Raw genomic sequence first — 23,743 nt, 5'->3', positions numbered from 1 at the left:
TCCGCTCACGCGGACTCCTTGGCAAACCACGCCATAAGATGATAAGAAGGAAAGTTCTTTTGACATGGTTGAACGGATTTCGTTATATTTCCGTAGAAATCACAGCACTACGTTTAGCGCTCTGTTATAGGCAATTAAAGAAATGAACTTAATCAAAAAGATATTTGGACAAGAAAATGGATTGACTTCAAGACAATTCTATTTTCCTTATTTCTTTAACGAACGTGATTTTCGTAAGCTGATTTCACCATTCAATTTGACAACAGAAGTTAAGTTCGATGAGAAAACAAAAATGGCTTCTGAGTTAGATTTAATAAATAACAATGAGACCAAACTGACAATTGAATTTGGACAAAGCTTAATGATTGAGAACGAAAATTTAATAACATGGTCTACTGACAAAGACACATTGACCATTAAAAAATTTGACCTTGAATTTAACAGCGATTCTAAGATTATTGAAATCGAAATCCCAAAATTAGAATTGGGAACCAACCAGCTCGAAAACAACCTTGGCTTGACCAACTTTATTACATATATCCGTTCCGAAAAAATAAAGTATGACCTTGATTATTACGAAACGTTTGCAATCATAGTGATTACAGACGATGTAGTTGAAATGATACCCTTTGATTGGTTTAATGAAAAAGGAGGTGATTACGGATATGTTTGGCCAGCTTTAGCTCAAATTGACACATACGGAAATCTGATTGGAAGTGGAATGAGAATGGAAAATTTTAAAACTGAATTAAGAAAAAAAGCCTATAACACTGTATATAGCAAATAGGGCGTTCGGTGGTTTAGGAAAGTTCAGTGCTTTTTACCGACACCGCCAAATCGTTGATTTGGCTTTTAAAATGAATAAGATAAAAACAAAATACAACGTTTTGGCTCAGTGCAAATCCGAAAGTTTTTCGCTTTCTTCTGCCCTACTTGCCATATACTAACCGTTAGGCACAATGTAAACCGAAATTACCGAAAATGAAAAACCTTCTTCCTTTTATCATTTCTTTCTTTTTACCAGGAGTTGGACAATTTGTTCTGAAAGACTTCAGAAAAGGAGGAATTATTTTATTGACATACATAGTTTCAACTTATCTGATTTTAAATTTAGATTTTTTGGATTTAATCCCTTTTTGGTTTCCACATATAATTATTATGATTTGGGCGATTTTTGATGTTTACGACAAAGTTGAAGAACGTGATGGAAAAAAATCAGCAACTAGATATCTTGCGTTTAGTTTACTAATTGTAGTTGTTTTATTTCCTTTAACTCTAACTCTTTTGACAACTGGACTTTTCAAAAGTGCTGAATTTATAACGAATGAATACGTTAATGAAGACAGAACTAAAGAAGAAATGAATAAAATATCGACTGAATTAAGTCTTTATAAAAATCATTATGGAGTTTTTCCGGAAAATTACGAATCATTTATTAGGCGTAAACCTATTTGGGTAAGTTGGAAAGCAGATAGCTGGAAAAATCCATATAAATATGAATTAGTTGACTCTGTAAATTACATACTGATTTCTGCTGGAAAAGATGGAATTTACAATAACGAAGATGACATAATAAGAAAAAACTGAAAAAACACAGTGCCTAACACCGTATATAATTTATTGCTAGTTCTAGCCTATTTACGAAAATCCTCGCGGATTTTCTATTCGGTTTTTATTTGCTAAATTAGTTACTTAAACCACGCAACAAACCATATACAAACACGTTGTGAACAATTCGCCAAGGGCGAACTTTAATCTGCGCAACTTCGTTGCAATGCATCTTAAAGTAAATTGTTCACAACAGAGCGCTAAACCAAATTGCACCTATCGCACTACGTTTAACGCTCTGTTAGCTGTAATTTGACTAAAAAATCATCTTATCGACAGATTTCCGAAAAGGATTAGAATTTAATTGTATAACCTTACAACACTTTTATTCCCTGTAACAGTAATCAAACTATATCGTCATCTATTTAAAACATAGATAAAAAATATATAGTAATGATTAAAAAATTAAACCCATTCTTCTCAGGAATACTGATGCTTGGCATTATCGCTATTATAATGCTGACACCCTTAGATGAAGCAATTAAAGAACTCCCTTTTTCAAGTTTTCAAATAGAATACGTTGTACTGACTGTTAAAATGCTATCCATTTTCTTAATTAGCTTGGTACTGATAAAAAAATTAAACGAAACCGCTTTATCTGGTAATAGTTCAAAGTATAAATGGTCCTTTAAATACGTCAATCTAATACCATTCTATCTTTTCATATTGGGTATCTTGGGTTTTATAAATAAAGACTTATCATCTATAAATTTCTTTAATGTATTATTGCTGCTAATTGCTTGCCTATTGGTGGGTTTTGCTGAGGAATTTGTATTCAGAGGTTATTTACAGCCTATTTTTATAAAAAAATATATATCACACAAAAATGGCATCTTTTTAGGAATATTATTCCCTGCCGTATTTTTTGGAGCTTCGCATTTGCTCAACTTGACTGTAAACGATAATATTCCTCAAGTTATTGGACAATCAATCTATGCAATTTTAATTGGATTCTTTTTTGGTATTGCTTTAATAAAAACCAACAAATTACTACCTATTGCAATTACACACGGTCTCATTAATTTTTTCTTCCTATTTGGTTCCCTACCAAGCTTAAATAACACAGATGATTATTCAACTTCTAACGCGGGAATGACTTTAACAGAACAGATTTTTTCTGCCGCCATACCTATTTTAATTTTTCTTCCATTGTTTGTTATTGGTCTTATACTTTTGGGGAAAATAAATAAGGAAGATGTTCAAAAGAAGATAAACCTATAACTTATGAGATACACACTATTAGTTTTAAGCATATTATTAGCATCTACAGTTTTAAACGCTCAAAGAAAAGATTCAGAACAGCAACTAGAGCGTGTAATTGAAGATTTTAGAGTATCCATAATCGCACATAATGATATTGAAAAGTTTAGCAAACTATTTTTACACGATTCTATAGCTTGGGCAGCAATTTTTACCAAAAAGACAAAGGAAATTACCTTAAAGCAGATGCCCGATTTTGTATTTCATTCAGGGGATTATGTAACATTCTATAATAATTTAAAGGGAAAAGGCTGAAGAAAAGTTTTATAATGTGAAAATTGATACACGAGGAGATTTTGCAACAATTTCCTTTGATTATAGTTTTTCTTTTGACTCAAAAATTCAAAATTGGGGAATTGAATATTGGTCACTTATATTGGTTAATGAGAATTGGAAAATAACCTCTGTTACTCGGACAATGAATTACCAAGACATAGAAAAGTGTCCGTTTTCTAATGAAACAGAATTCCGTTTAAATTAGTAAGATAAAAGAGATAACAACTTTGAAAGAACTAAAAAAACTACAGCTAACAAGGTGTATAAACATTAGCGGTTTGAGTTCTAACTCGAACCGCTATTTCATTTAAATAAAGTATATTGTAATTTAAAAAGTAGTCGCTTAAAACCCGCTACTGTTCATACACAAAACCGTTGTGAACAATTCGCCAAGGGCGAACTTTAATCTGCGCAACTTCGTTGCAATGCATCTTAAAGTAAATTGTTCACAACAAAGCGCTAAACCAAATTGCACCTATCGCACTACGCTTAGCGCTCTGTTAGCCTTCATACTGATAAACGAAACGGATAATAAAAACGGGGAAGCCGAAAACCGACCAATGTAGGCATTAAACAATCAGAATTATGAAAAAACTAACCAACAGATTGACTTTACTCGCAACACTTTTTGCATTGGCTTTTGTATTCCAAAGTTGTGAACAAAAACAAAAGGAAGAAACTAAAGAAGTGGAAAAAGAAGTAATTGTTGAATCCGAAAAACCTGAATATTTTCTCTTGCGTCCAGAAGTAGAAAAAGCATACGGATATTCACACGCTGTGAAAATTGGGAATAGCATTAAAATTTCTGGAGCAGTTAGTATGGACAATGAAGGAAATCCAACTGCTGTTGGCGATATAGAACAGCAGATGAAAAACTGTTATGCTGATTTGGAAAAAATATTAAAACACTTTGGTTGCACATTTGACGATGTTGTAAAAGAAGACATTTTCACAACTGATATGGCTCAAATGCTGGAAAAATCAGCATATCGTGCTGAAATTTATAAAAATGGATTTCCGACTGGTTCTTGGCTTGAAGTAAAAGGATTAGCATTACCTGAATTTATGGTTGAAATCGAACTTGAAGTACATAAATCGGAATAAAAAGTACCAAAGCACAACAATGTATAACCGCAATTACGGCGGATTCGACTACGTCCGAATCCACTCGGAATTGCTAACGTCAGTGCTAAACCGAAAAACAGTAACTTAAAACCTGTAACTGACGGCTATACGAGACCGTTAGGCACAATTAAAAAAATCTGAATGTATATAAAAACTATTTTGATATCAGCAATATTTCTAATTACCAATGAATTTCAACCTATGGATAAAAGAAGTAAACCTTTCACTGAAAAAACCAATAAAGAAATATGTCTTTTGTATCTAAAAAGATATGAGGAAAAGGACTTAAATAGTATCGAAGAAATGTTTTCCGAGGATATTGTGTTGCGGGACTGGAAAATTCGCGTTAAAGGAAAGGACAATGCAATAAATGAAACACGGAAAAATTTTGAGAATGCAAACTCTATAGAAATCGATGTGCTTTCTACTTATGAAAACAAGAACACGGTTGCAGCGGAACTAAAAATTGTAGTTGATTCTAAAGAGGAACTTTATGTTGTTGATATTATCACAATTAATGCTGAAGGAAAAATAAAGTCAATTCGAGCGTATTTAGGTAGAGGAGATAATTAAATAACGGTGCCTAACATTGGCTATAATTCATTGTGGTTTTGTGCCACACTAAAATAAAAGTAAGAATCAAACGGACGGATGTCGGCTGAATAATCCTGCGGATGATTCCACGCCGAAATCATAGCCAAACCGTTGTGAACAATTTAAACATGACGCCGATGAATAAGAAAATTGGATTGAAAGATGCTATTTCCATTGGAATTGGCGGAATGGTTGGAGGCGGAATTTTTGCCGTACTCGGGCTTGCTGTCTCATTGGCTAAAGGTGGAACACCAATTGCGTTTTGCTTTGCGGGATTGATAGCATTGCTAACTGCCTATTCTTATAGCAAACTTTCAAAAAAATATCCGGAAGATGGCGGTACTGTTGAATTTGTAAACAACCAATTTGGTCAGGGTGTTTTTTCAGGTGGCATTAACAACCTTCTTTGGATAAGTTATATTGTAATGCTTGCGCTTTATGCCTCGGCATTCGGCTCTTATGGAGCTGAATTGTTTTCAATGACTGGTTCAAAGAATATTGATACACATATTTACCAAACGAGCATTCTTATTATTGCTTTGTTGATTAATTATTTGAGCGTAAAATTGGTCAGCGGTATAGAGTCTGTTGCAGTTATCGTTAAACTTCTAATTCTGGTAGCTTTTATAGGCGTAGGTTTTTACGGACTTTCAAACAATCCGGAAAACTTACACCAACTTTCGCCAGAAAATTGGGAAAGTCCCTTGCTCTTACTTGCTGGCGGAATGGTGATTTTTGTAGCCTATGAAGGATTTGAGCTGATCGCAAATTCGATTTCCGATTTGAAAGACAGAGAAAAAAACACGGGAAAGGCCTATTTTGGAGCAGTTAGTTTTGTTATCGTTCTTTATATTTTGATTGCTATCGTTACTGTAGGCGCTTTACCTTTCAATCAAATTTCAAGTGCCCAAGATTACGTTCTGGCTAAGGCCGCAGAACCGACTTTGGGACAAATTGGCTTTACTGTCATTACCATAACAGCATTAATATCTACTTTCTCTGCAATTAATGCCACCGTATTGGGAAGTGGTCGCGTAAACTATGATATTGCCGAGGATAACGAATTACCAAAATATTTTTGTCACAAATTTTGGGGCAAACCAATTGGGTTTTTAATAACAGCCATATTATCTGTTGCATTGGTCAATTTTTTCAATTTAAAGAGCATATCTACCGCGGGAAGTGCTGGTTTTCTACTGATTTTTGGAGTTGTCAATTTTATTGGATATAAAAAACATAAAGAACTGAACTCAAAAAAATGGATACATGTATTGGCTGGTGTGTTATGCATATTAGCATTTGTAACGCTACTGATCCAACAATTTGGCAGCAATAAGGTAGGTGTATTGGTTTCTGTTGGAATAATTCTATTCTGTTTTATAATCGAATTTATCTATAAAAAAACTGTGCCCAACAATGGTAACCGTTGCACAAGCCATTAATATTCAAAAAAGCATGTCCTTTTAAGCCGCTCTAAGCGGCTTTTTCTTTTATCAATCAAAAGTCAATGACAAATTTCGGCTTGTTTTGACGGGGTTCAAATAACCGTTGCAGGCCACTTTGCAGAAAAGTGGCCAAAGCAAGTTGCCCCGCCCCGCTTTTTGTGCGGTTTTGAGTGAATTTAAGGTACTTTTTCAGGTTATAGGCAATGGCCGAGAGGTGCATTGCCTTGTTGGCCTGTGCCAGCCCGATGGTATTTATCTTTCGCAGCCCCATGAACTGGGTCAGGGTGCCGAAAACGGGTTCCACGGTACTTTGTCGTTTGCCCTTCATGTACCTGCCCTGTGGACTCTCCACCCTTGCGATGTTGCGTTCGTATTCTTCGCGATAGTACGTTACGCTGAACTTCTTCTCCTGTGCCGACTTGCCCAGGCACTGCTCCCGTATGGGACAGCCTAGGCAGACATGTTTCCGCGCACGGTACTCCTTCTTCCTGGTACCCGTCCGGTAATCGTTGAACACCTTGGTGAAAGGGATTACCTTTCCTTGGGGGCAAACGTAATGGTCAGCCGTTTCAATATACTCAAAGCCCGTTGGCCCGCCCTTGTAGGTGCCATGGGGCGGTATGAAACTTTTCAGTCCCCTTTCCTCCAGCATTGCGTAATTTTCCCCGCTACTATAGCCCGTGTCGGCCACGCAGTTCTCCCAATACAATCCACCTTGCCATAGCCTGGTTCGCAATCGAGCTACGATATCGGACAACTGTTGGTTATCCTTTCCGTCGGCATGGTAAGCCCTGATGTCGGTTATCACGTGGTGGGCGGTATCTACGCTCAATTGGCTCAGGTAGTTGAGCTTTCTGGCCTTGCCGGGTTTTACGCTGATGCGTGCGTCGGGGTCCGTAGGGCTGTAGTGCGTCTTGTTGCTGGTGTACTTGCTCCCCTTGTTGCCCGCACCGGGACGTTGGTCCTGGTCCTTGGCCCATTTCTTGGTGCGCGAGGCGATCGCGCCCAACTCTTTCTTGGAGGCCGTTATACTTTGTTGTTCTTCGGGGGCCCTGTTGTTCCTGGACCTTCTTATTGAAGTTTTTTTTTATCCATGGCACTGATATGTCGAACGTTGTGCAAATGGGCCTCCAGATCTTCTTTGGGTACCTTGAGCTCCAGACTGTCCATACTGGCGTTGGCCTTCACGGGGGCCGAATCGATGGCCTGGGTATGGCCGCTCACCATTCCCTTTTCCACGCACAGGGCCAATACCCTTGTGAACACTTCCTCAAAAACGGACTCGGGGAACAGTTGCCGAGTACGGCTTATCGTACTGTGCCATGGCAGTTCCTCGTCGATATCATAACCGATAAAATAGAGGATGTCCAAACGCATCGAACAATGGTCGATGAGTTTTCGGTCGCTGATGATATTCTCGAGATATCCAACTAGGCAAAGCTTGAAGAACACCACGGGATCAATACTCTTTTGCCCGCTCTCCCCGTAATAACCCTTGGTCAGCGGATATAGAAAATCCAGGTCCAGCGCACCTTTCAGCCTCCTGTAAAAATTTTCCTCCGGTATGCGTTCACTGAGCTGGAAGCTCGCGAACAGCTTTTCTTGGTAGTCCTTTTTTCCTTGCATACCTCAAGTTACGATCGATCCCCGGATCGGCAATGATCAAAACCGATTTTTTCCTAACTTGTGCAACAGGCACAATGGCTATAAGTAATTGCTTGTTCTCGCCTACTTCTGAAAATCCTCTTGGGTTTTCTATTCGGTTTGTATTTGCTAAATTAATTGCTGAAACACGCAACGAAATCATACACTAGACCGTTGGCTGCAAGTTGGAACGAACTCAATGATTGACAATGAATATAAATACAGAATAAACAATGTAATTGACCATATTGAAAAAAATCTGGACAATAATTTCTCATTGATTGAGCTGGCAAAGATTTCCAATTTCTCAAGATTTCATTTCAGCAGAATATTTCAAGCTGTAACAGGAGAAACCCCGTTTCAATTGATTCTTCGTTTACGATTGGAAAAAGCAGCATCGCTCTTGATCCACGGAAACGACTTAATCTCAGATATAGCCTATAAATGCGGATTTAAAAGCCTACCTGTGTTTTCAAAAAACTTCAAGTCCTATTACAATGAATCGGCTACTTCGTTTCGAACTAAAAATAGCAATTTGGATAAAGTGAATAGCACTAAAGATAAAACCATTGAAATACCTTCCATTTACATTTGTAATCAAACGAAGTCAATTAAATGGAAAATAGACATGAAGAAAAACGAAAGCATTGAAATCAAAGAATTACCAAATATACCCGTGGTTTATTTAAGACATATTGGACCTTATCAGGGAGATACCAAATTATTTGAGAGATTGTTTAGTAAACTATTTGCTTGGGCGGGACCAAAAGGACTGTTAGACAATGGAGATTTTCAAACAGCTATTGTTTATCATGATGACGTAAATGTTGCAGATAAAAATAAATTAAGAACAAGCGTTTGCTTAACTGCACCGGAAAACACCAAAGTTGATGGAGAAATTGGAAGAATGGTGCTTGAAAAAGGAAAATATGTTGTTGCAAGATTCACGGTAAAAGCCGATGAATTTCAACAGGCCTGGGATTGGCTTATGGGTAAATGGTTTCCAAAAAGTGGATATCAACCAGATGATAGGGCTTGTTTTGAATTGTACCCTGAAGAACCTGAAAATGGAACTTTCAAAGTCGATATATGCGTGCCTGTTAGAAAAATGTAAAGGGAAATAAAAAACCAGCAGTTAACACGGTGTATGAGCAATAGCGATTTAGTGTAAAATTAAAACGAAATAAATATTAATAAAGGTAAGTATTTAACCGAAAAGTTAGTGGATTTTAATCCACTACTGCTCATACACTGACCGTTGTACTTCATTTTAGAGATTTCCATGGATTGAATTTAAATTAACTGTAGAATAGATTATTATAAAATAACCAAATGGAAAACTTATTTACTTATGCTCTAACAGTATTTATGAGCTTCTTTGCTATTATGAATCCAATTGCAAACACTCCGATTTTTTTGGGACTAGTAGAAGGCGAAACAGAAGAAAACAAAAAGAAAATTGCCCGAACAGGCACAATTACCGCTTTTATTATTGTTGCCGCTTTCGTTGTTTTGGGGAAATACATTTTTGAAATGTTTGGAATTACTATTCCTGCATTTAAATTAACAGGTGGCATTTTGATATTTTATGTAGGTTTTGAAATGCTTATGTCTCAAAAGCCTAAAATGCACCAAAATAATGCAGAAGGTAAGAACAACCTTGCTATTTCCCCGTTAGCGATTCCTATATTGGCTGGCCCAGGAACGATTATTGCCGCTATGAATAGCGTCACCAATGCTGATCTTGTACACATTGGAATCGTCATTACAATTTTCGGAGCACTTATTTTTATAACTTATATAGCCTTTGCTTTCAGTGAAAAAATAGTAGAAAAATTGGGTCCAAACTTGATTGCAGTTGTCGGTAAATTAATGGGGCTAATTCTTGCCATAATTGGAACAGGAATGATTACAGAAGGAATCAAATTATCGTTCAATATATAAAAAAGAAAGCACAACAGAGCGCTAAACCAAATTGTACCAATCCCACAACCCAGAATATCGCTCTTGTGCGGGCATCGAGCCAAAACAGTGCACAACTCATGCTAAAAGCAATTTAGCACTGTAATTTATACTCCCAATAACACGAAATCCCACAAGGGTACGTCCGCTCACGTGGACTCCTTGGCAAACCACGCCATAAGATGATAAGAAGGAAAGTTCTTTTGACATGGTTGAACGGATTTGGTTATATTTCCATAGAAATCACAGCACTACGTTTAGCACTCTGTTTCCAGTAATTTAAGAAAATCCGTAACTAAATTAAAAAATCTGTCATATTTCGAAAACTCTTGTCACTAAATAAGTGAGGGTAATAATGAAAGATAAAAAACCAATGACAGAAACATTTGAACAGCTACTTGAGCATAATAAAGAGAAAATTTATAGAATTTGTAAAATCTACGCCGTTTCCCCTTTAGAACCTCAAGACCTTTTCCAAGAAGTAATTTTTGCAATTTGGAAATCTCTTTCAACTTTTAAAGGCAATTCGAGTATTGACACTTGGATTTACAGAATTACACTAAATGTCTGTCTTCGCTCAAAACAAAAATCAGGGAAAACTTATGACAAGACACTTCAATTAGAATCTATTCAATTCATTCCTGTCGAAATTCCTATTGAGAATGATCAGCAAGAAAAGTATAATGCTTTGGCTTCTTGTATCTCAAAATTAAACAATGAAAATAAATCAATCATTATCCTTTATTTAGAAGAGTTGAAGTATAAAGAAATTGCTGAAATAACCGGATCAACAGAAAATCATATTGCAGTAAAAATGAAAAGAATTAAAAAAATCCTATTGGATTGTATAACGGATAAACTATAATATTATGTGGAATAGTGAACAGAAAAATATTTGGCAAGACATAAAAAAAACTTGGAATGAACAGCCTCAATCCGAAAAAATTAATATTCAAGTATCACTGCTCATAAATGAGTTTAAAAGTAAAGTAAGTCAATTCGAGAAAGATTCGATTAATGCAGACATAGCTACTTTTAAATTAAACTGGGCTAAAACGAAAAGAAATAACGTCAGCCAATTTGAAAAAGATGCAATAAAAAAGGACATCAATATTATTTCGGAATTTATAAAGAAAGTAATTGATAGATTTAAAAGATAAAAACTACTGGCAACACCGTATATAATTTATTGCTAGTTCTAGCCTACTCACGAAAATCCTCTCGGATTTGCTAAATTAGGTGCTTAAACACGAAACAAACCATATACAACAACATTGTGAACAATTCGCCAAGGGATGATTAGGACAACACGTTTTTGCAATCATCTCAACTAAATTGTCTTCTTACAAAGTAGTAAAATGTGCTTAGTAATACCATATTGAATTTCATCTAAAATATAAAAAGGCCCAATCCCTAAAGATTGAGCCTTATTTTTACATCTTGGGATTAATTTTTAGGTCAACAGATTGCCATCCTCGTCCCACTCGGCAATAATACCACGCTTGCTCTGGTCCACACACTTGGCCAGCCACTCTTCATCATAAGAAACACCGTGCTGTTCCAAAACATCATCTGGAACACCATCCCATACATTGGGCATATTACCCTTGTACCCTATCTCTTCTATACCAATTTTAGAAGTATAAAAACCGGTCATGGTCAGGTTACGAACCAAGGAGAAGAAATTCACCTCGAAAGGTCGTTCATTACCGGGCACTTCTGGGTCGTAAAAGGCAATTTCATCTAAAACGGCCTTTTGTTGCTCTTCAGTAGCTGTTTTAAATTCCACGCCGTACTCGGTGTTGCTTTTGTGATCTAACCACATTATTCCTCCTCGAATGTCGGGCTGGAAAGCTTCGTTGTCCTTGCACATAAACTCAATAAAATCAACAACATTAGCATCGGATGCCCCTTTAAACTCTTCCGAAGGAGGCAATATAAGGTCACACAATAGGGTAAGTGTCTCCACCTCGTGCTGATTCAAAAATTGCTCATCCTGCAGTTCGTTGATCAGTTCTGTTTCCAAGGGAACCCTGCCCGGATAAGTAATTTTTGGTGCTTCTACCAATTCTTCAGTTCCCGTTGAAGGCTTGCACCCATGGATGGCCAATCCTCCGGCCACGGAACCCAGCACTATCGATTTTAAACTTTTTCTTCTGTCCATGTCCTTAAATATTTTGTTGTTTCAATTGCTCCACAATGTATTCCGAGGCCCTCATGGAAAGTGCCAAAATGGTCCAAGTACAGTTCTTATCTGCCTGTGATGTAAATGGTCCTGCATCCACGATAAAAACATTGTCCACATCGTGCAACTGCTGATATTTATTGGTTACCGAAGTCTTGGGATCATCACCCATTCGAGTGGTTCCCACTTCGTGGATAATATTACCTGGGTTGTGCAAGCCATAATTGGTATCCTTACCCGGTTTATCACCCAAAGGCTCTCCGCCCATATTGATCAAGATTTCCTCAAAAGTATCTTGCATGTGCTTGGCTTGGTTAATCTCAAACTGCGACCATTTGTAATGGAATCTCAACACGGGAATACCAAACTCATCGACCGTGGTGGGGTCTATCTCGCAATAGTTATCTTTTCGGGCAATGGACTCACCACGGCCGGCCATACCCACTACGGCACCGTAATATTTCTTGGCATCACTGCGCAATACATCGCCATAGCCACCAACCTTGGTCCCAAAGAACTTATTGAACTCATTGGCATTGAATCCAAATCCGTAACTGGGCATTCCCATACCGCCCCACACTTCAATGTGGTAACCACGAGGGAAATCCAACTTGGAGTTGTCTCCCCACCAAGGGGAGTATACGTGCATACCTCCTACCCCGTCTTCGTTGTAAGAAACTTTCCGGTTCATTAAACTTGGAACAAAGGCTGCTCTACCAGCTCCTGTGGAATCGTGTAAATACTTTCCAACAACATCACTGCTATTGCCCAATCCATTAGGGTGTTGTTTGCTCTTCGAGTTCAAAAGGATTCGTGCAGAACTACAGGCCGAAGCTCCTAGAACCACTACTTTTCCTTTCAGTTTATATTCTTTTCTATCCTCTTTGTTGATGTAGGATACCCCAGTAGCTCTTCCTTCATCGTCCGTGGTCACTTCGCGGACCATGCAATTGACGAATAGGTCAATTTGGCCTCCATTTTTCTGTGCAGGGAAAATTAAACAGGTTCCTGCAGAGAAATCAGCATATACTTGGCATGCCCGATTACATTGACCACAATAAAAACAGACTCCCCGGTCCTCGTTTATCTTTTTGGTAAGCATCGACATTCTTGAAGGATACACAGGAATATTGCTCTTTCGTGCTCCCTTGATATAAAAAAGTTCGTGCAACCTAGGTTTTGGCGGTGGCAAAAAGAAACCATCGGGATCATTGGGCAACCCTTCGTTGGTTCCAAATACCCCGATCATCTTATCAACCTTATCGTAATAGGGCTTTACATCGTCATAACTTATAGGCCAGTTATCCCCATGGCCATCCACATCTTTGTGTTTAAAATCCTTGGGGCCGAACCGTAAGGAAATTCTACCCCAGTGATTGGTTCTTCCTCCCAACATTCTTGAACGGAACCATTCAAATTGGGTCCCATCTTTTTGGGTATAGGGTTCTCCTTCTATATCCCATCCACCGTAGGCGGCATCAAAATCACCGAAGGGGCGATAGCGGGTACTGGCTCCCCTACGTGGACTTTCATATGGCCATTTTAATTGGGTTTGGTGTTCTGGTTTGGCGGGGTCAAAGAATGGTCCGGCTTCTACAACGGCTACTTTTAGCCCTGACTCTGAAAGTACTTTGGCGGACATACCACCTCCCGCTCCAGAGCCAACAATGATAGCATCGTAGACCGTAGAATTTTCAATAATTTGCATTGATATTGGTTTGGTTTAGTTTTAAATAACTTTAAATCAATATATTACCTATACTTTAAAAAGGTATACATTGATTCTATTTACATCTTGTACGTATTAAAGATACTTTTTCTGATAACAAATACGGATACTTTTTCAACTTTTCCATTTAGGAATCAATCTTAGAAACTCATTAAAATAGCCGATATTTGAAGAACAAACCACCTTAAACCTTACAGCAATCATGAGAGGATTTTTTACGCTACTCGTACTTTTTCTTATCACTTTTAACACCATTCTAGCTCAAAAAGGAAATAACTCCACCCTTAAAATAAAGGATATCATGCAGGGAGATGACTTTATCGGTCACAGGCCTTCCGGTCCTTACTGGTCAACGGATGGACAAACCCTGTATTTTGACTGGAATCCTGATGGTGCACTAAGTGATTCGCTCTACGCATACTCCGTCAACAGCAAAAACATTGAAAAAGTAGGGTTTTTTAAGGCTAATGGACTTCCATCTTCCAGAATCACATACAATCAAAATAAGACCAAAGCGGTATACTCCAAAAACGGGGATATCTTCTTACTGGATGTTGACTCCTATCAATCCAAACCTATAACCAAAACCCAAGGACGGGAAAGCAATCCACACTTTACTGATAATGGAAAAAGCATAGCTTTTGAAAAAGATGGGGAACTTTTTACATGGAACATTGCTTCCGGACTATTGGAGCAAAAAACACAATTTGTAAAATCCAAGAAAAAGGAACCACAACGCGACACCAAAGATGAATGGCTCTACCAGGACCAGTTGGGAATTTTTGATGTCTTACAGGAGCGAAAAGCGAAAAGAGATACTGGGGAAGGGATCTGTAAAAAGTTAGAAGCTCTGGAGCCTTTGGAAATTGAAACCAAAGGAAAACGAGTTATAAGTCTTCAAATGGACCCGTCGGGCTCCTACATTACCTATGTTTTGATGGAACGTCCAGAATCCAAAGGAACCATTGTACCTCATTATGTAACGGAATCTGGGTATACCGAGGACCAAAATACCCGATCCAAAGTAGGTGATGAACCCACACAATATGAAATGTTTGTGTACGATATCGAAAACCGTAAAAGCTATCCAGTGGTTTTGGACAATTTGGAAGCGTTGGATTATGTTCCCGAATACACCAAAGACTATCCGAACAAAACCTATGAAAACGAAGACCGTATCGGTTTTATCAATGGCCCAACTTGGAACACCGATGGCTCAAAGGGCATTTTGGATATTCAAGCCAACGATTACAAGGACCGATGGATTGTATTGTTGGACCCCAAAACTGGTACTGTAGAGCAATTGGACCGCCAGCATGATGAAGCTTGGATCGGAGGTCCCGGTATCGGCAGATGGGGCGGAGGTTCTTTGGGATGGATGCCCGATGATAAAAGTGTATGGTTTATGTCCGAAAAAACAGGCTATTCCCATTTGTATACCATGAACCTTAAAAGCAAAAAGGCAAAGGCCCTTACCTCTGGAGAGTTTGAAATTTATGGCGCTTCGTTATCAAAAGACAAAAGCAGATGGTATTTTACTTCCAATAAAACGCATCCGGGCGATCGTCAATTCTACGCTATGTCACTAAAAGGTGGCAAATGGGAAAAATTGACCAATATGATTGGTAGAAATGATGTGGTACTATCACCCAATGAAGAGAAAATGGCCATTCTCTATTCCTACTCCAATAAGCCAACGGAGTTATTTGTTAAAGATAACCCCGTTGAAACAGGTGGAAATACGCAAGCGGAACAAATTACAAAGTCGAACAGTGATGACTTTAATGCGTATGATTGGAAGGATCCAGAAATCATTACGTTCAAGGCATCCGATGGCGCAGAAGTTCACGCAAGACTGTATCAACCCGAATCTTCAGTAAAAAACAAAGCGGCCGTAATTTTTGTGCACGGTGCTGGTTACTTGCAAAATGCCCACAAGTGGTGGAGCTCTTATTTTAGGGAATACATGTTCCACAACCTTTTGGTGGACAATGGCTATACCGTACTCGATATTGATTATCGTGGAAGTGCTGGTTATGGTCGGGATTGGCGCACTGGAATTTACCGACACATGGGCGGCAAGGATTTGTCCGACCAAGTGGATGGTGCTAAAATGTTGATGGATGAATATGGCATTGATGCAGATAAAATTGGTATTTACGGAGGTTCCTACGGCGGATTTATTACTTTGATGGGGATGTTCAATGCTCCTGATACTTTTAGCGCTGGTGGGGCGATACGTTCCGTTGGTGACTGGGCCGCATACAACCATGGCTATACAGCCCGGATTTTAAATACTCCTGCGACCGATAGTTTGGCCTACAAACGTAGTTCGCCCATCTATTTTGCGGATGGATTACAAGGCGACCTTTTGATTTTGCATGGTATGGTGGACGACAATGTGCATTTTCAGGATATGGTTCGACTTTCCCAACGTTTGATCGAACTCGGTAAAGAAAATTGGGAAATGGCGGTCTACCCCGTGGAGCGACATGGTTTTGTGGAACCTAGCAGTTGGACGGACGAATATACCCGTATTTTCAAACTGTTCCAGAAATCACTTTTAGAGAAAGAATAATTTGAATAGTAAAAAATAAGTATCGAGAATAGGTATCTATCTGCAAAAACTTGTTCTCGATACTTTTCCTAAAGGAAAAACTCGAACTGACAATTCTATACACCAACTTTGATCAATACGGGCAACCCTTTAAAATGGGGGTTGAAAACTTTCAACAAAAAAACATATCTTCCTGCCGTAAAATTAACAAACAAGCTGCATGAAGGCACTGTTGAAAGCACTCGGCCCCGGCCTATTGTTTGCCAGTATGGCCATTGGCACCTCGCATTTAGTACTCTCTACCAAAGCTGGTGCCCAATATGGGTGGATTATGGTAATCCCCATTCTCTTGGCCAATCTGTTCAAATATCCTTTTTTTGAATTTGGTATTCGGTACACTACGGTTACCGAAAAAAGTCTGATCGAGGGATATACCAACTTGGGCAAGACCTATTTATACATTTACGCTTTTGTGACCCTAATTTCCACCTTTACTATTTTGGCGGCACTTTATGTGGTAACTGCTGGTTTGTTCATTAACCTTTTTGACGTTACCACGGTTGGAGCCGGAACCATATCCTTAGGGTTATTTGTTTTTATAAGTTTGATCTTGATAGTTGGCAAATATAGATTCCTAGAAAACTCCTTAAAGGCAGTCATTACCATTCTATTTGTTGCCTTGTTGGTTACTACGGTTATGGTGCTTCAAAAAGGTCCCGTTCCCAACAGTGCATCGTATGAACGTCCAGAAATTTTTAACGAAGTAGGCATTTTATTCTTGATCGGTCTTGTCGGTTGGATGCCCACAGCAGTGGAAGCATCGGGCTGGGTAAGCCTTTGGGGTATGGAAAATCTAAAGACCATGAAGAACAAACCTTCGCTTAAACTTGCGCTTCAAGAATTCAATGTAGGCTATATTTTAACGGCAGTTTTGGCTTTGTTTTTTATGGTTATCGGCTGGATGACCTTATACGGTACCGGAACCGAACTTAGTGGCAACGCTGTGGTTTTTGCCGACCAGTTGGTCAACCTGTTCACCACCCACATTGGGAGTTGGGCCTATTTTTTTATTGCCGTTGCTGCATTTGCAACCATGTTCAGTACGTGTATGACGGCACATGATGCCATCTCTAGGGTAAGTTTGGATGTACTCCAGAAGCTTTATCCAAAAAAGAATATCTACAATAGAAAACATGCCTTTGCCTTGATGGTCATTCTTATGGCTTGGATAAATTTTATCGTCATCAGCCTTTTTAGTGCCAACATGGGAGACCTGGTCGGACTGGCCACTTTTGTTTCTTTCGTTTTTGCACCACTTTTAGGTTGGATGAACCTTAAAACAGTTACGGGAAAAGATGTTCCAAAGGAACATCAACCTAAAATAGGACTAAGGGTTCTTACCTATTCAGGAATGATTTTTCTATCGTTATTTGCCTTGTATTATTGCTGGATGCTTTTGGTTTAGCTTAATCATAGAGTACATTATCGTTAAGCACCACCACCAAGGAACGTTGGTTTTGTTTGTGCAATGATTCCAAGCAGAATACACCATTGGTACAGTTGTTCAATATTTTATCTTCCCCATAACCAATAGAGTACAGGATATTCCTTGCAGGTACACCACTTTCAATCAAATACTTTTTAATTACATCCGAACGCCCTTGAGTTAGTCTAAAATTGGTACTGCTACCTCCCCTACTATCGGTATAGGTCTCTATTCGAAGTTGAGCTTGAGGAAATGCTTTCACAAAATCGACCACCTTATTCAGTTCTTCCTTGATTTCATCCGTTAACTGTATTGAGTTCGTGCCAAAATAGAACTTATCCATTTTTACCACTTTTTGGCCTTCGCGCTCTTCCACCAAATCATCGTACAACGAAATTCCTATATCAAAAGAGTTGTTTTGCAATGCATCCAATTCTTCTTGTTTGAAGCGCTTAATGTATCTTGAATACCTTTCTTTTGTTGCTTCGATCAACACCTCAGTTTCGTAAGGGATTTCCAATCTATATTGGCCATCTTCATCAGAAGTTGTCTGTGCCAACATATTACCGTCCATATCCCATAGGCTAACAACGGTGTTTGGAACCACATTAGAGGTACGATGGGCATTCACGACCTCACCCTTAAACGTCAATGTTTTAAGACCGGGTTTTTCATCTACCTTAAAACCATAGATATCATCTTTTCCCTTACCTCCTGGACGGTTAGATGCAAAATATCCCAACAAACCATCGCCTTCGTTTCGAATAATCAATCCAAAATCATCAAATTCGGTGTTTATCTGTTCACCCAGATTAATGGGAATACCAAAATCCTCACCTTCCATATTGGATTTATAAATATCCATGCCCCCAAGACCGTAGAACACATCGGAAGCAAAGTAAAAACTGTTCTCAAAAATAAAGGGAGCAATCTCGTTACCAGATGTATTGATTCTTGGACCCAGATTGATCGGTGCGGACATTACCTGTCCATTGTTGGTGTACACAAAGTAAATATCGGTTCCCCCGTAGCCATCCTCAAAATCGGCTGAAAAATATAGTTTCCCATTGGCATCATCATAAAAAGGATAATAGAAAGAGGTGCTCAAATCTTTTAACAACAACTGGTAAGACCCACCTATGGTTTGCTTTGCAATGGACAATGCATTTTTCCCATTGGAATCGAAAGAAAGTTCTCCATTCTGGGTATTGGAAACAACATAGAATACACTGTTCAAAACTGAAGAGAATGAAGGTGTGGCCTTATGGTAATCGGTGTCTTGCAATGCTTCAAAAGTATGCAGGGACATAATTTGTCCGGAAGGTTGGATCTCCGATTCATAAATATTGAAATACCCCTCATTACCGGGTTCGTACCTTAATTTTTTGTTTACTTGACGACCACTGGAAAACAAAAGCTTACCATTATAGAAACTTGGGGCAAAATCCGTTTGGGGACTATTGCCCTCCAAGTTGAAAATTTCGTAATCCAATTGGCCTCCTTTAGAATCTTCCTGCAACAACTGATTGTTGAACTCGATATTCTCCTTTACTTCTTTTGGAAAACTTGAGGTAATAGTGGTCAAAAAGTCTTCTTTTGCTTCCGCATTGGGCGACTTGGAAAGACTCTGCAACATTTTATTGTAATGATGACCATCCATCAACGTATCCTGATCATAAATCTTTAAGTATGCTTCGGAGGCCTTTTCAAAATTATTGGTTTCGAAATAGGCATCGGCCAGGTTCAAGAACTGTTGCTTGGTCAAAGTTCCTTCGAACAGCTGCTTTTCGTATGCCTGAACCGCTTTTTGGTATTCGTACTGAAAAAAGAAAACATCCCCTTCGGTTTGTTTCTTTTGGGCAAAGCAGAAAACCACGCTCAGCAAGGATGCCCATATAGTTATCTGTATTTTTTTCGCTTGGTTCATGTTAGAAAAATCTTGGGGAATCAATCTGTTTTCCTTTATTTTTTGATTTCTTGTTCTTTGATTTGCTATTGCCGGAACCAAAACCGCCTCTTCCAATGTAAAACTTCAAAATAGCTTCATGGGAGCCGCCACTATACTCGCCCAGACCATTGGTGTTATAATCGTAAGAGTACCCTATAAACATCCCATTGGATATCTGAAATCCTGCCAATCCGCTCACAGCATTATCAAACCGATAAGAGACCCCGATGGTCAGTGCATCGATAAACTGGAAATTGGCCGATAGGTTTACCGTTACAGGAGAACCTTGGAGATAATTCATTAAAAAGGCAGGTTTAAATTTGGTTCGTTCGCTCAATTCAAACACATACCCTCCAATAACATTGAGCTGCATATTATCCTCTACAATAGTCGCCACTTCGTCATTATATAACTCATCGGTCAAAAAATTGGGAACGGAAGCTCCCAAATACCAATCCGTTTCATGATACATGAACAAACCGGCCCCAATAGTCGGATAAAAACTGTTGTACTTCCCTCCCAAAATAGATTGATCCGCAGGATCTACGAATGTCCCTTTTGAATAATCAATATTCAAAGAAGAACCTCCAGCATTTAAACCAAAGGATAGTTTGGTATCGTCTGACAGTTGAATTTGATAGGAATAGGCAATATCGAAATAAGTCTGTGTGGAAGGACCCAATTCATCGTTCACAATGTTGATTCCCAATCCCATTTTTTCGTTGCTGAAAGGAATATTGGCACCGGCTCTAATGGTGGTAGGCGCACCTGGAATATCTACCCATTGGGCACGGTACAATCCGATGATCTCGGGGCTCTCCACCGTTCCCACATAAGCAGGGTTAAAACTTCCAATATTGTACATGTACTGTGTATATTGAGGTTCTTTTTGGGCATAGGTAAAGCCCACGGCCAATAAAAGCACCAATAGAACACTTCTGTATGTTGAAAAACCTGTTTTATCTGGCATTTTAGTTGTTCCTTACAATTTGTATCCATCCTTTTACTACGTCCGCTCCATCACCATTAAGATCTAGGATATAAAAATAGGTACCCTTTGGCAAATCTCCATTTTTACCAGTTCCATCCCACGTACTGTCATACCCATCCATTTGGAAAACACTGTTTCCGTAGCGGTCGAATACTTCGAATGAATTATCGGGATATAATTGGTGCCCCACCAAGATCAACGTATCATTTCGTCCGTCGCTATTGGGTGAAAATATGTTACAAATGGTTCCTGGGTCTTCGCATTGACTTCGATTCACCACAACACTTGCTGTTGAAGCATTATTATCGACAATCCCATCATTCGGGAATGAAGATAATAGGCTTGCCGTATTATCCAAAGTTCCGGATTCGATGACGGTAACCCTAATTTCCAATGTAACGATTTCTTCAGCATCAAGCTCATCAATGGTCCACTCCCCTGTAATCTCATCATAACTCCCCTTGGAAGGTGTATTGGAGATATGATTAAATCCACTGCCCAAAACATCGCTTACAACAATATCCAACACCCTATCCATGGTCGTATTTTCCAAAGTTATCGTAAAAGTAACCTCGGAATTCAAAATAACCTCTTCTTGGTCTACTTCTTTCGTAATGGCCAAATCGATATCTGCTGGATTACAATCAGGAGTTAGGAAAGGATCACATGCATCCAAGGGATCGGTTGCATTTTCGGGAACAGCCTCGGTAGCAGGATCATCCTCTACCAATACTTCTTCTCCATCGGTAAGCCCATCTCCATCGGTATCAGGATCGTTAGGGTTGGTGCCCAAAGTGGTTTCCTCTCCATCGGTTAACCCATCACCATCGGTATCTACGGTACAATCACTTACAGAAATGGTTACCTGTACTGTTGTACCGGTGCAAGGTGCCTCGGCCGTGGTTGTATATTCAAATACATAGTCTCCGGCCGGCAATCCGACAAAATCCACATTATTTTCAGAGCCAATAATCAAAGTTCCATTGGATGGGTCCGTGACGATGGCCCATGTTCCGGGATCCGCCCCTGTGAGGGTATCATCCAAATCTATAATATTGGGACCACCATTCCCTTCAATGTTGCAGGCAACGGTATTTGTTGGGGTACCTGCATTAGGGGTATCATTGATTGTGGCCACAACTTCTACCCGTTCGGTTTCACATCCGTTGGCCGAAGCGGTAACATAGAATGATGTTGTTTCAGTTAAAGTATTTGTCGTAAAAGTATCGCTGGTTCCTACGATGTTTCCTCCTGTTGGTGCATCGTACCAGGTATAACTAATATTACTGTCATCGGTTACGGATGCGGTAGCTGTGAGATTCAATATCGCTGAACCACAGCTTACATCCCCCGTGGTACTATCAATGGTTGGTGTTACATTACGCACTAAAGTAATAGGCAATATGGGACTAGCGCAATCATTGGCTTCATCGTAAAAGAATCCGTAATAGGTTCCCGGTTCCACCACTTGACTTCCATTTAAATGTGCTCCTGTTACGGTTGGGTCATTACTTGTACTCCATGTAAGCACCGTACCTGCAGGAGCAGTGGTACTGGTTAGATAATCGTTCAAATCTGCATTTACTATATCGCAGAATTCAATGGTGGAATTGTCCCCATTAAATTGGGGTGCCGTGTTCCCTGCATCACAGGGCCCAGAGCAGTCATTTACTGTTACGGTAACATCCACACTTTGATTGGCGCATGTACCTGTTGCCCCTGTAGTAGTAAAGGTAAATACGTAATCTCCCTGTGGTTGGCCATCAAAATCAACAATGTTGCTGACATTTATAGATATAGATGCTCCAACCGGAGCCGTTGTCAACTGCCAAGCACCTGGATCAGCACCGCTCAAACTATCATCCAGATCCACCAAAGTATCCCCATTACCTGCATCGCTGCATGTTCCCAAATTGGAAGCAATTCCAGTGGTTGGTGTAAAACTTTGGGTCAAGGTTACTGTAATATAATCGCTAAAGCAATCATTTAAAGAGTCATAGAAAAAACCATAATAGGTTCCGGGGGCATTTACCACGTTGGATACCAAATATGTTCCCGAATCGGATAGATCTGTGCTCATACTCCACCTAATATTAGTATCAGTAGGTGGGGTATCCAAAATGTAATCATTTAAATTTTGATTAAAAGCATCACAGAAAGTAGTAACCACTGAACCATTTAAAGCAGGTGCTGTTGATCCAGCATAACAAGTTTCCTTTGTGGCATTATCTGTAGCCTGGGCACCATCTCCATTCACATTGGAAAGAATTACGGAAAGAGTAAGAGTTCCATTAGAAAGGCCACTTAAGTCTGTGTTGATCTGTTCTGATGCAGAACCAACTACCCCTGTACTTGTAACAGGAGTCCCGCCCCCACTACTTGAGATGGAATATTCATAATCGGCTCCAATCTCCGCCCCAGTGATTGTAAAACTTACATTATTTTCGTTGGTTTGATTTATGGGGTCTTGATCAAAACTCACCGTATAACCCGAAGGCACTGCTGTATTTTTAATGGCTGTATCTGTTGCTGGATTACCAGGGCCGAATAAATCTGATAATACAACACTTAATGCTATTGTTCCATCCGGCAAACTACTCAAATCTATATTATTAATATTTTGTGTAGCACTTATTATTAAACCACTATCGGATATTGTACCCACTCCACCATTGCTACTAAACGTGTAACTATAAGTAGATAAAAGCTGAGCACCAGAAAATGTAAAGCTTACATTGCTTTGATTTGTAATGTTAATTAAAGATTGATCAATAGAAACAGTATAGTCAGCTGGTGCAGTCGTATCCTTTGTTGCAGTATCCGTGACCGCACCACCTGTACCGTTCCCGTTGGTCAGGGTCACGCTAAGGGTGATCGTGCCGTCGCCAAGGCCGCTAAGGTCGATGCCCGTTATCTGGTCCGTCGCAGTTGCT

At 39.2% G+C, this 23,743-nt stretch carries 19 protein-coding genes and 2 pseudogenes; 14 read left to right on the top strand and 7 right to left on the bottom strand.

Annotated elements, in window-relative coordinates; all coding sequences use genetic code 11:
- Nucleotides 1-142: 142 nt before the first annotated feature.
- From ACQQ5U_RS19200 to ACQQ5U_RS19170, 7 genes are all read left to right on the top strand, one after another.
- On the top strand, nucleotides 143-787 hold the full coding sequence (locus ACQQ5U_RS19200; protein WP_437400055.1) for a hypothetical protein: 645 nt from the start codon (nucleotides 143-145) through the stop codon (nucleotides 785-787).
- A 194-nt stretch (nucleotides 788-981) separates the two neighbouring features.
- The gene (locus ACQQ5U_RS19195; RefSeq protein ID WP_437400053.1) at nucleotides 982-1,587 is read left to right on the top strand and encodes a hypothetical protein; all 606 of its coding nucleotides are present in this window, start codon (nucleotides 982-984) and stop codon (nucleotides 1,585-1,587) included.
- 414 nt (nucleotides 1,588-2,001) lie between these two features.
- Entirely contained in the window at nucleotides 2,002-2,829 is an 828-nt protein-coding gene (locus tag ACQQ5U_RS19190) for a CPBP family intramembrane glutamic endopeptidase (RefSeq protein ID WP_437400051.1), read from the top strand.
- A 3-nt stretch (nucleotides 2,830-2,832) separates the two neighbouring features.
- A complete protein-coding gene (locus ACQQ5U_RS19185) occupies nucleotides 2,833-3,123 on the top strand; it encodes a hypothetical protein (protein ID WP_437400048.1) in 291 nt (96 codons plus the stop codon).
- 606 nt (nucleotides 3,124-3,729) lie between these two features.
- The gene (locus ACQQ5U_RS19180) at nucleotides 3,730-4,248 is read left to right on the top strand and encodes a RidA family protein (RefSeq protein ID WP_437400047.1); all 519 of its coding nucleotides are present in this window, start codon (nucleotides 3,730-3,732) and stop codon (nucleotides 4,246-4,248) included.
- A 222-nt stretch (nucleotides 4,249-4,470) separates the two neighbouring features.
- Complete coding sequence (locus ACQQ5U_RS19175) at nucleotides 4,471-4,842, top strand: nuclear transport factor 2 family protein (RefSeq protein WP_437400044.1); 372 nt, start codon at nucleotides 4,471-4,473, stop codon at nucleotides 4,840-4,842.
- Between the two features lie 158 nt (nucleotides 4,843-5,000).
- Nucleotides 5,001-6,305 (top strand): APC family permease, encoded by a 1,305-nt coding sequence (locus tag ACQQ5U_RS19170; RefSeq protein ID WP_437400041.1) that lies wholly within the window; start codon nucleotides 5,001-5,003, stop codon nucleotides 6,303-6,305.
- 55 nt (nucleotides 6,306-6,360) lie between these two features.
- Here the strand turns inward: ACQQ5U_RS19170 and ACQQ5U_RS19165 are convergent.
- Together ACQQ5U_RS19165 and ACQQ5U_RS19160 are read right to left on the bottom strand one after the other, a co-directional pair.
- Nucleotides 6,361-7,934 (bottom strand): annotated as a pseudogene (locus ACQQ5U_RS19165) (IS1182 family transposase).
- Nucleotides 7,879-8,115, bottom strand: coding sequence for a hypothetical protein (locus tag ACQQ5U_RS19160; RefSeq protein ID WP_437400060.1), 237 nt, complete (start codon nucleotides 8,113-8,115; stop codon nucleotides 7,879-7,881). The pseudogene ACQQ5U_RS19165 and the gene ACQQ5U_RS19160 overlap by 56 nt, the downstream one beginning before the upstream one ends.
- A 36-nt stretch (nucleotides 8,116-8,151) precedes the next feature.
- On the opposite strand from ACQQ5U_RS19160, the pseudogene ACQQ5U_RS19155 reads away from it, so the two are divergent.
- From ACQQ5U_RS19155 to ACQQ5U_RS19135, 5 genes and pseudogenes are all read left to right on the top strand, one after another.
- Nucleotides 8,152-8,463 (top strand): annotated as a pseudogene (locus tag ACQQ5U_RS19155) (helix-turn-helix transcriptional regulator); the annotation flags it as partial.
- A gap of 117 nt (nucleotides 8,464-8,580) precedes the next feature.
- Nucleotides 8,581-9,066: an AraC family transcriptional regulator gene (locus ACQQ5U_RS19150; protein WP_437400057.1), complete on the top strand. Its 486-nt coding sequence runs from the start codon at nucleotides 8,581-8,583 to the stop codon at nucleotides 9,064-9,066.
- A gap of 218 nt (nucleotides 9,067-9,284) precedes the next feature.
- Nucleotides 9,285-9,896, top strand: a complete 612-nt coding sequence (locus tag ACQQ5U_RS19145; protein WP_437400039.1) for a MarC family protein — start codon at nucleotides 9,285-9,287, stop codon at nucleotides 9,894-9,896.
- Nucleotides 9,897-10,269: 373 nt separating this feature from the next.
- Complete coding sequence (locus tag ACQQ5U_RS19140) at nucleotides 10,270-10,779, top strand: RNA polymerase sigma factor (RefSeq protein ID WP_437400037.1); 510 nt, start codon at nucleotides 10,270-10,272, stop codon at nucleotides 10,777-10,779.
- A 4-nt stretch (nucleotides 10,780-10,783) separates the two neighbouring features.
- Entirely contained in the window at nucleotides 10,784-11,074 is a 291-nt protein-coding gene (locus ACQQ5U_RS19135) for a hypothetical protein (RefSeq protein ID WP_437400035.1), read from the top strand.
- A 293-nt stretch (nucleotides 11,075-11,367) separates the two neighbouring features.
- On the opposite strand, the gene ACQQ5U_RS19130 is transcribed toward ACQQ5U_RS19135, so the two are convergent.
- Nucleotides 11,368-12,078: a gluconate 2-dehydrogenase subunit 3 family protein gene (locus tag ACQQ5U_RS19130; protein WP_437400033.1), complete on the bottom strand. Its 711-nt coding sequence runs from the start codon at nucleotides 12,076-12,078 to the stop codon at nucleotides 11,368-11,370.
- 4 nt (nucleotides 12,079-12,082) lie between these two features.
- Nucleotides 12,083-13,807, bottom strand: coding sequence for a GMC oxidoreductase (locus ACQQ5U_RS19125; RefSeq protein WP_437400032.1), 1,725 nt, complete (start codon nucleotides 13,805-13,807; stop codon nucleotides 12,083-12,085).
- A 223-nt stretch (nucleotides 13,808-14,030) separates the two neighbouring features.
- Between ACQQ5U_RS19125 and ACQQ5U_RS19120 the strand changes: the two genes are divergently transcribed.
- Both ACQQ5U_RS19120 and ACQQ5U_RS19115 read left to right on the top strand, forming a co-directional pair.
- Nucleotides 14,031-16,406, top strand: a complete 2,376-nt coding sequence (locus tag ACQQ5U_RS19120) for a prolyl oligopeptidase family serine peptidase (protein ID WP_437400030.1) — start codon at nucleotides 14,031-14,033, stop codon at nucleotides 16,404-16,406.
- 199 nt (nucleotides 16,407-16,605) lie between these two features.
- Nucleotides 16,606-17,850 carry an NRAMP family divalent metal transporter gene (locus ACQQ5U_RS19115; protein ID WP_437400028.1) on the top strand — a complete coding sequence of 415 codons (1,245 nt, stop codon included), beginning with the start codon at nucleotides 16,606-16,608 and terminating at the stop codon, nucleotides 17,848-17,850.
- A 1-nt stretch (nucleotide 17,851) separates the two neighbouring features.
- On the opposite strand, the gene ACQQ5U_RS19110 is transcribed toward ACQQ5U_RS19115, so the two are convergent.
- The 3 genes from ACQQ5U_RS19110 to ACQQ5U_RS19100 all read right to left on the bottom strand — a co-directional run.
- The gene (locus ACQQ5U_RS19110; protein WP_437400026.1) at nucleotides 17,852-19,798 is read right to left on the bottom strand and encodes an OmpA family protein; all 1,947 of its coding nucleotides are present in this window, start codon (nucleotides 19,796-19,798) and stop codon (nucleotides 17,852-17,854) included.
- 1 nt (nucleotide 19,799) lies between these two features.
- Nucleotides 19,800-20,789, bottom strand: coding sequence for a PorP/SprF family type IX secretion system membrane protein (locus ACQQ5U_RS19105; RefSeq protein ID WP_437400024.1), 990 nt, complete (start codon nucleotides 20,787-20,789; stop codon nucleotides 19,800-19,802).
- Nucleotide 20,790: 1 nt separating this feature from the next.
- The coding region (locus ACQQ5U_RS19100; RefSeq protein WP_437400022.1) for a gliding motility-associated C-terminal domain-containing protein at nucleotides 20,791-23,743 on the bottom strand (2,953 nt) is incomplete at its 5' end.

This window comes from Flagellimonas lutimaris, from assembly GCF_051494225.1.
GTDB lineage: Bacteria > Bacteroidota > Bacteroidia > Flavobacteriales > Flavobacteriaceae > Flagellimonas > Flagellimonas lutimaris_A.
Note: the sequence above shows the minus strand (reverse complement) of the source record. Positions and strands in the feature narration are given on the sequence as shown.

What these genes read in the sequence shown, in the direction of transcription:
- ACQQ5U_RS19115 (WP_437400028.1), top strand. Translation starts at nt 16,606, where the DNA reads ATGAAGGCACTGTTGAAAGCACTCGGCCCCGGCCTATTGTTTGCCAGT.
- ACQQ5U_RS19180 (WP_437400047.1), top strand. Translation starts at nt 3,730, where the DNA reads ATGAAAAAACTAACCAACAGATTGACTTTACTCGCAACACTTTTTGCA.
- ACQQ5U_RS19170 (WP_437400041.1), top strand. Translation starts at nt 5,001, where the DNA reads ATGAATAAGAAAATTGGATTGAAAGATGCTATTTCCATTGGAATTGGC.
- ACQQ5U_RS19185 (WP_437400048.1), top strand. Translation starts at nt 2,833, where the DNA reads ATGAGATACACACTATTAGTTTTAAGCATATTATTAGCATCTACAGTT.
- ACQQ5U_RS19135 (WP_437400035.1), top strand. Translation starts at nt 10,784, where the DNA reads ATGTGGAATAGTGAACAGAAAAATATTTGGCAAGACATAAAAAAAACT.
- ACQQ5U_RS19110 (WP_437400026.1), bottom strand. Translation starts at nt 19,798, where the DNA reads ATGAACCAAGCGAAAAAAATACAGATAACTATATGGGCATCCTTGCTG.
- ACQQ5U_RS19150 (WP_437400057.1), top strand. Translation starts at nt 8,581, where the DNA reads ATGAAGAAAAACGAAAGCATTGAAATCAAAGAATTACCAAATATACCC.
- ACQQ5U_RS19190 (WP_437400051.1), top strand. Translation starts at nt 2,002, where the DNA reads ATGATTAAAAAATTAAACCCATTCTTCTCAGGAATACTGATGCTTGGC.
- ACQQ5U_RS19175 (WP_437400044.1), top strand. Translation starts at nt 4,471, where the DNA reads ATGGATAAAAGAAGTAAACCTTTCACTGAAAAAACCAATAAAGAAATA.
- ACQQ5U_RS19105 (WP_437400024.1), bottom strand. Translation starts at nt 20,789, where the DNA reads ATGCCAGATAAAACAGGTTTTTCAACATACAGAAGTGTTCTATTGGTG.
- ACQQ5U_RS19195 (WP_437400053.1), top strand. Translation starts at nt 982, where the DNA reads ATGAAAAACCTTCTTCCTTTTATCATTTCTTTCTTTTTACCAGGAGTT.
- ACQQ5U_RS19145 (WP_437400039.1), top strand. Translation starts at nt 9,285, where the DNA reads ATGGAAAACTTATTTACTTATGCTCTAACAGTATTTATGAGCTTCTTT.
- ACQQ5U_RS19200 (WP_437400055.1), top strand. Translation starts at nt 143, where the DNA reads ATGAACTTAATCAAAAAGATATTTGGACAAGAAAATGGATTGACTTCA.
- ACQQ5U_RS19140 (WP_437400037.1), top strand. Translation starts at nt 10,270, where the DNA reads ATGAAAGATAAAAAACCAATGACAGAAACATTTGAACAGCTACTTGAG.
- ACQQ5U_RS19130 (WP_437400033.1), bottom strand. Translation starts at nt 12,078, where the DNA reads ATGGACAGAAGAAAAAGTTTAAAATCGATAGTGCTGGGTTCCGTGGCC.
- ACQQ5U_RS19120 (WP_437400030.1), top strand. Translation starts at nt 14,031, where the DNA reads ATGAGAGGATTTTTTACGCTACTCGTACTTTTTCTTATCACTTTTAAC.
- ACQQ5U_RS19160 (WP_437400060.1), bottom strand. Translation starts at nt 8,115, where the DNA reads ATGATTTCGTTGCGTGTTTCAGCAATTAATTTAGCAAATACAAACCGA.
- ACQQ5U_RS19125 (WP_437400032.1), bottom strand. Translation starts at nt 13,807, where the DNA reads ATGCAAATTATTGAAAATTCTACGGTCTACGATGCTATCATTGTTGGC.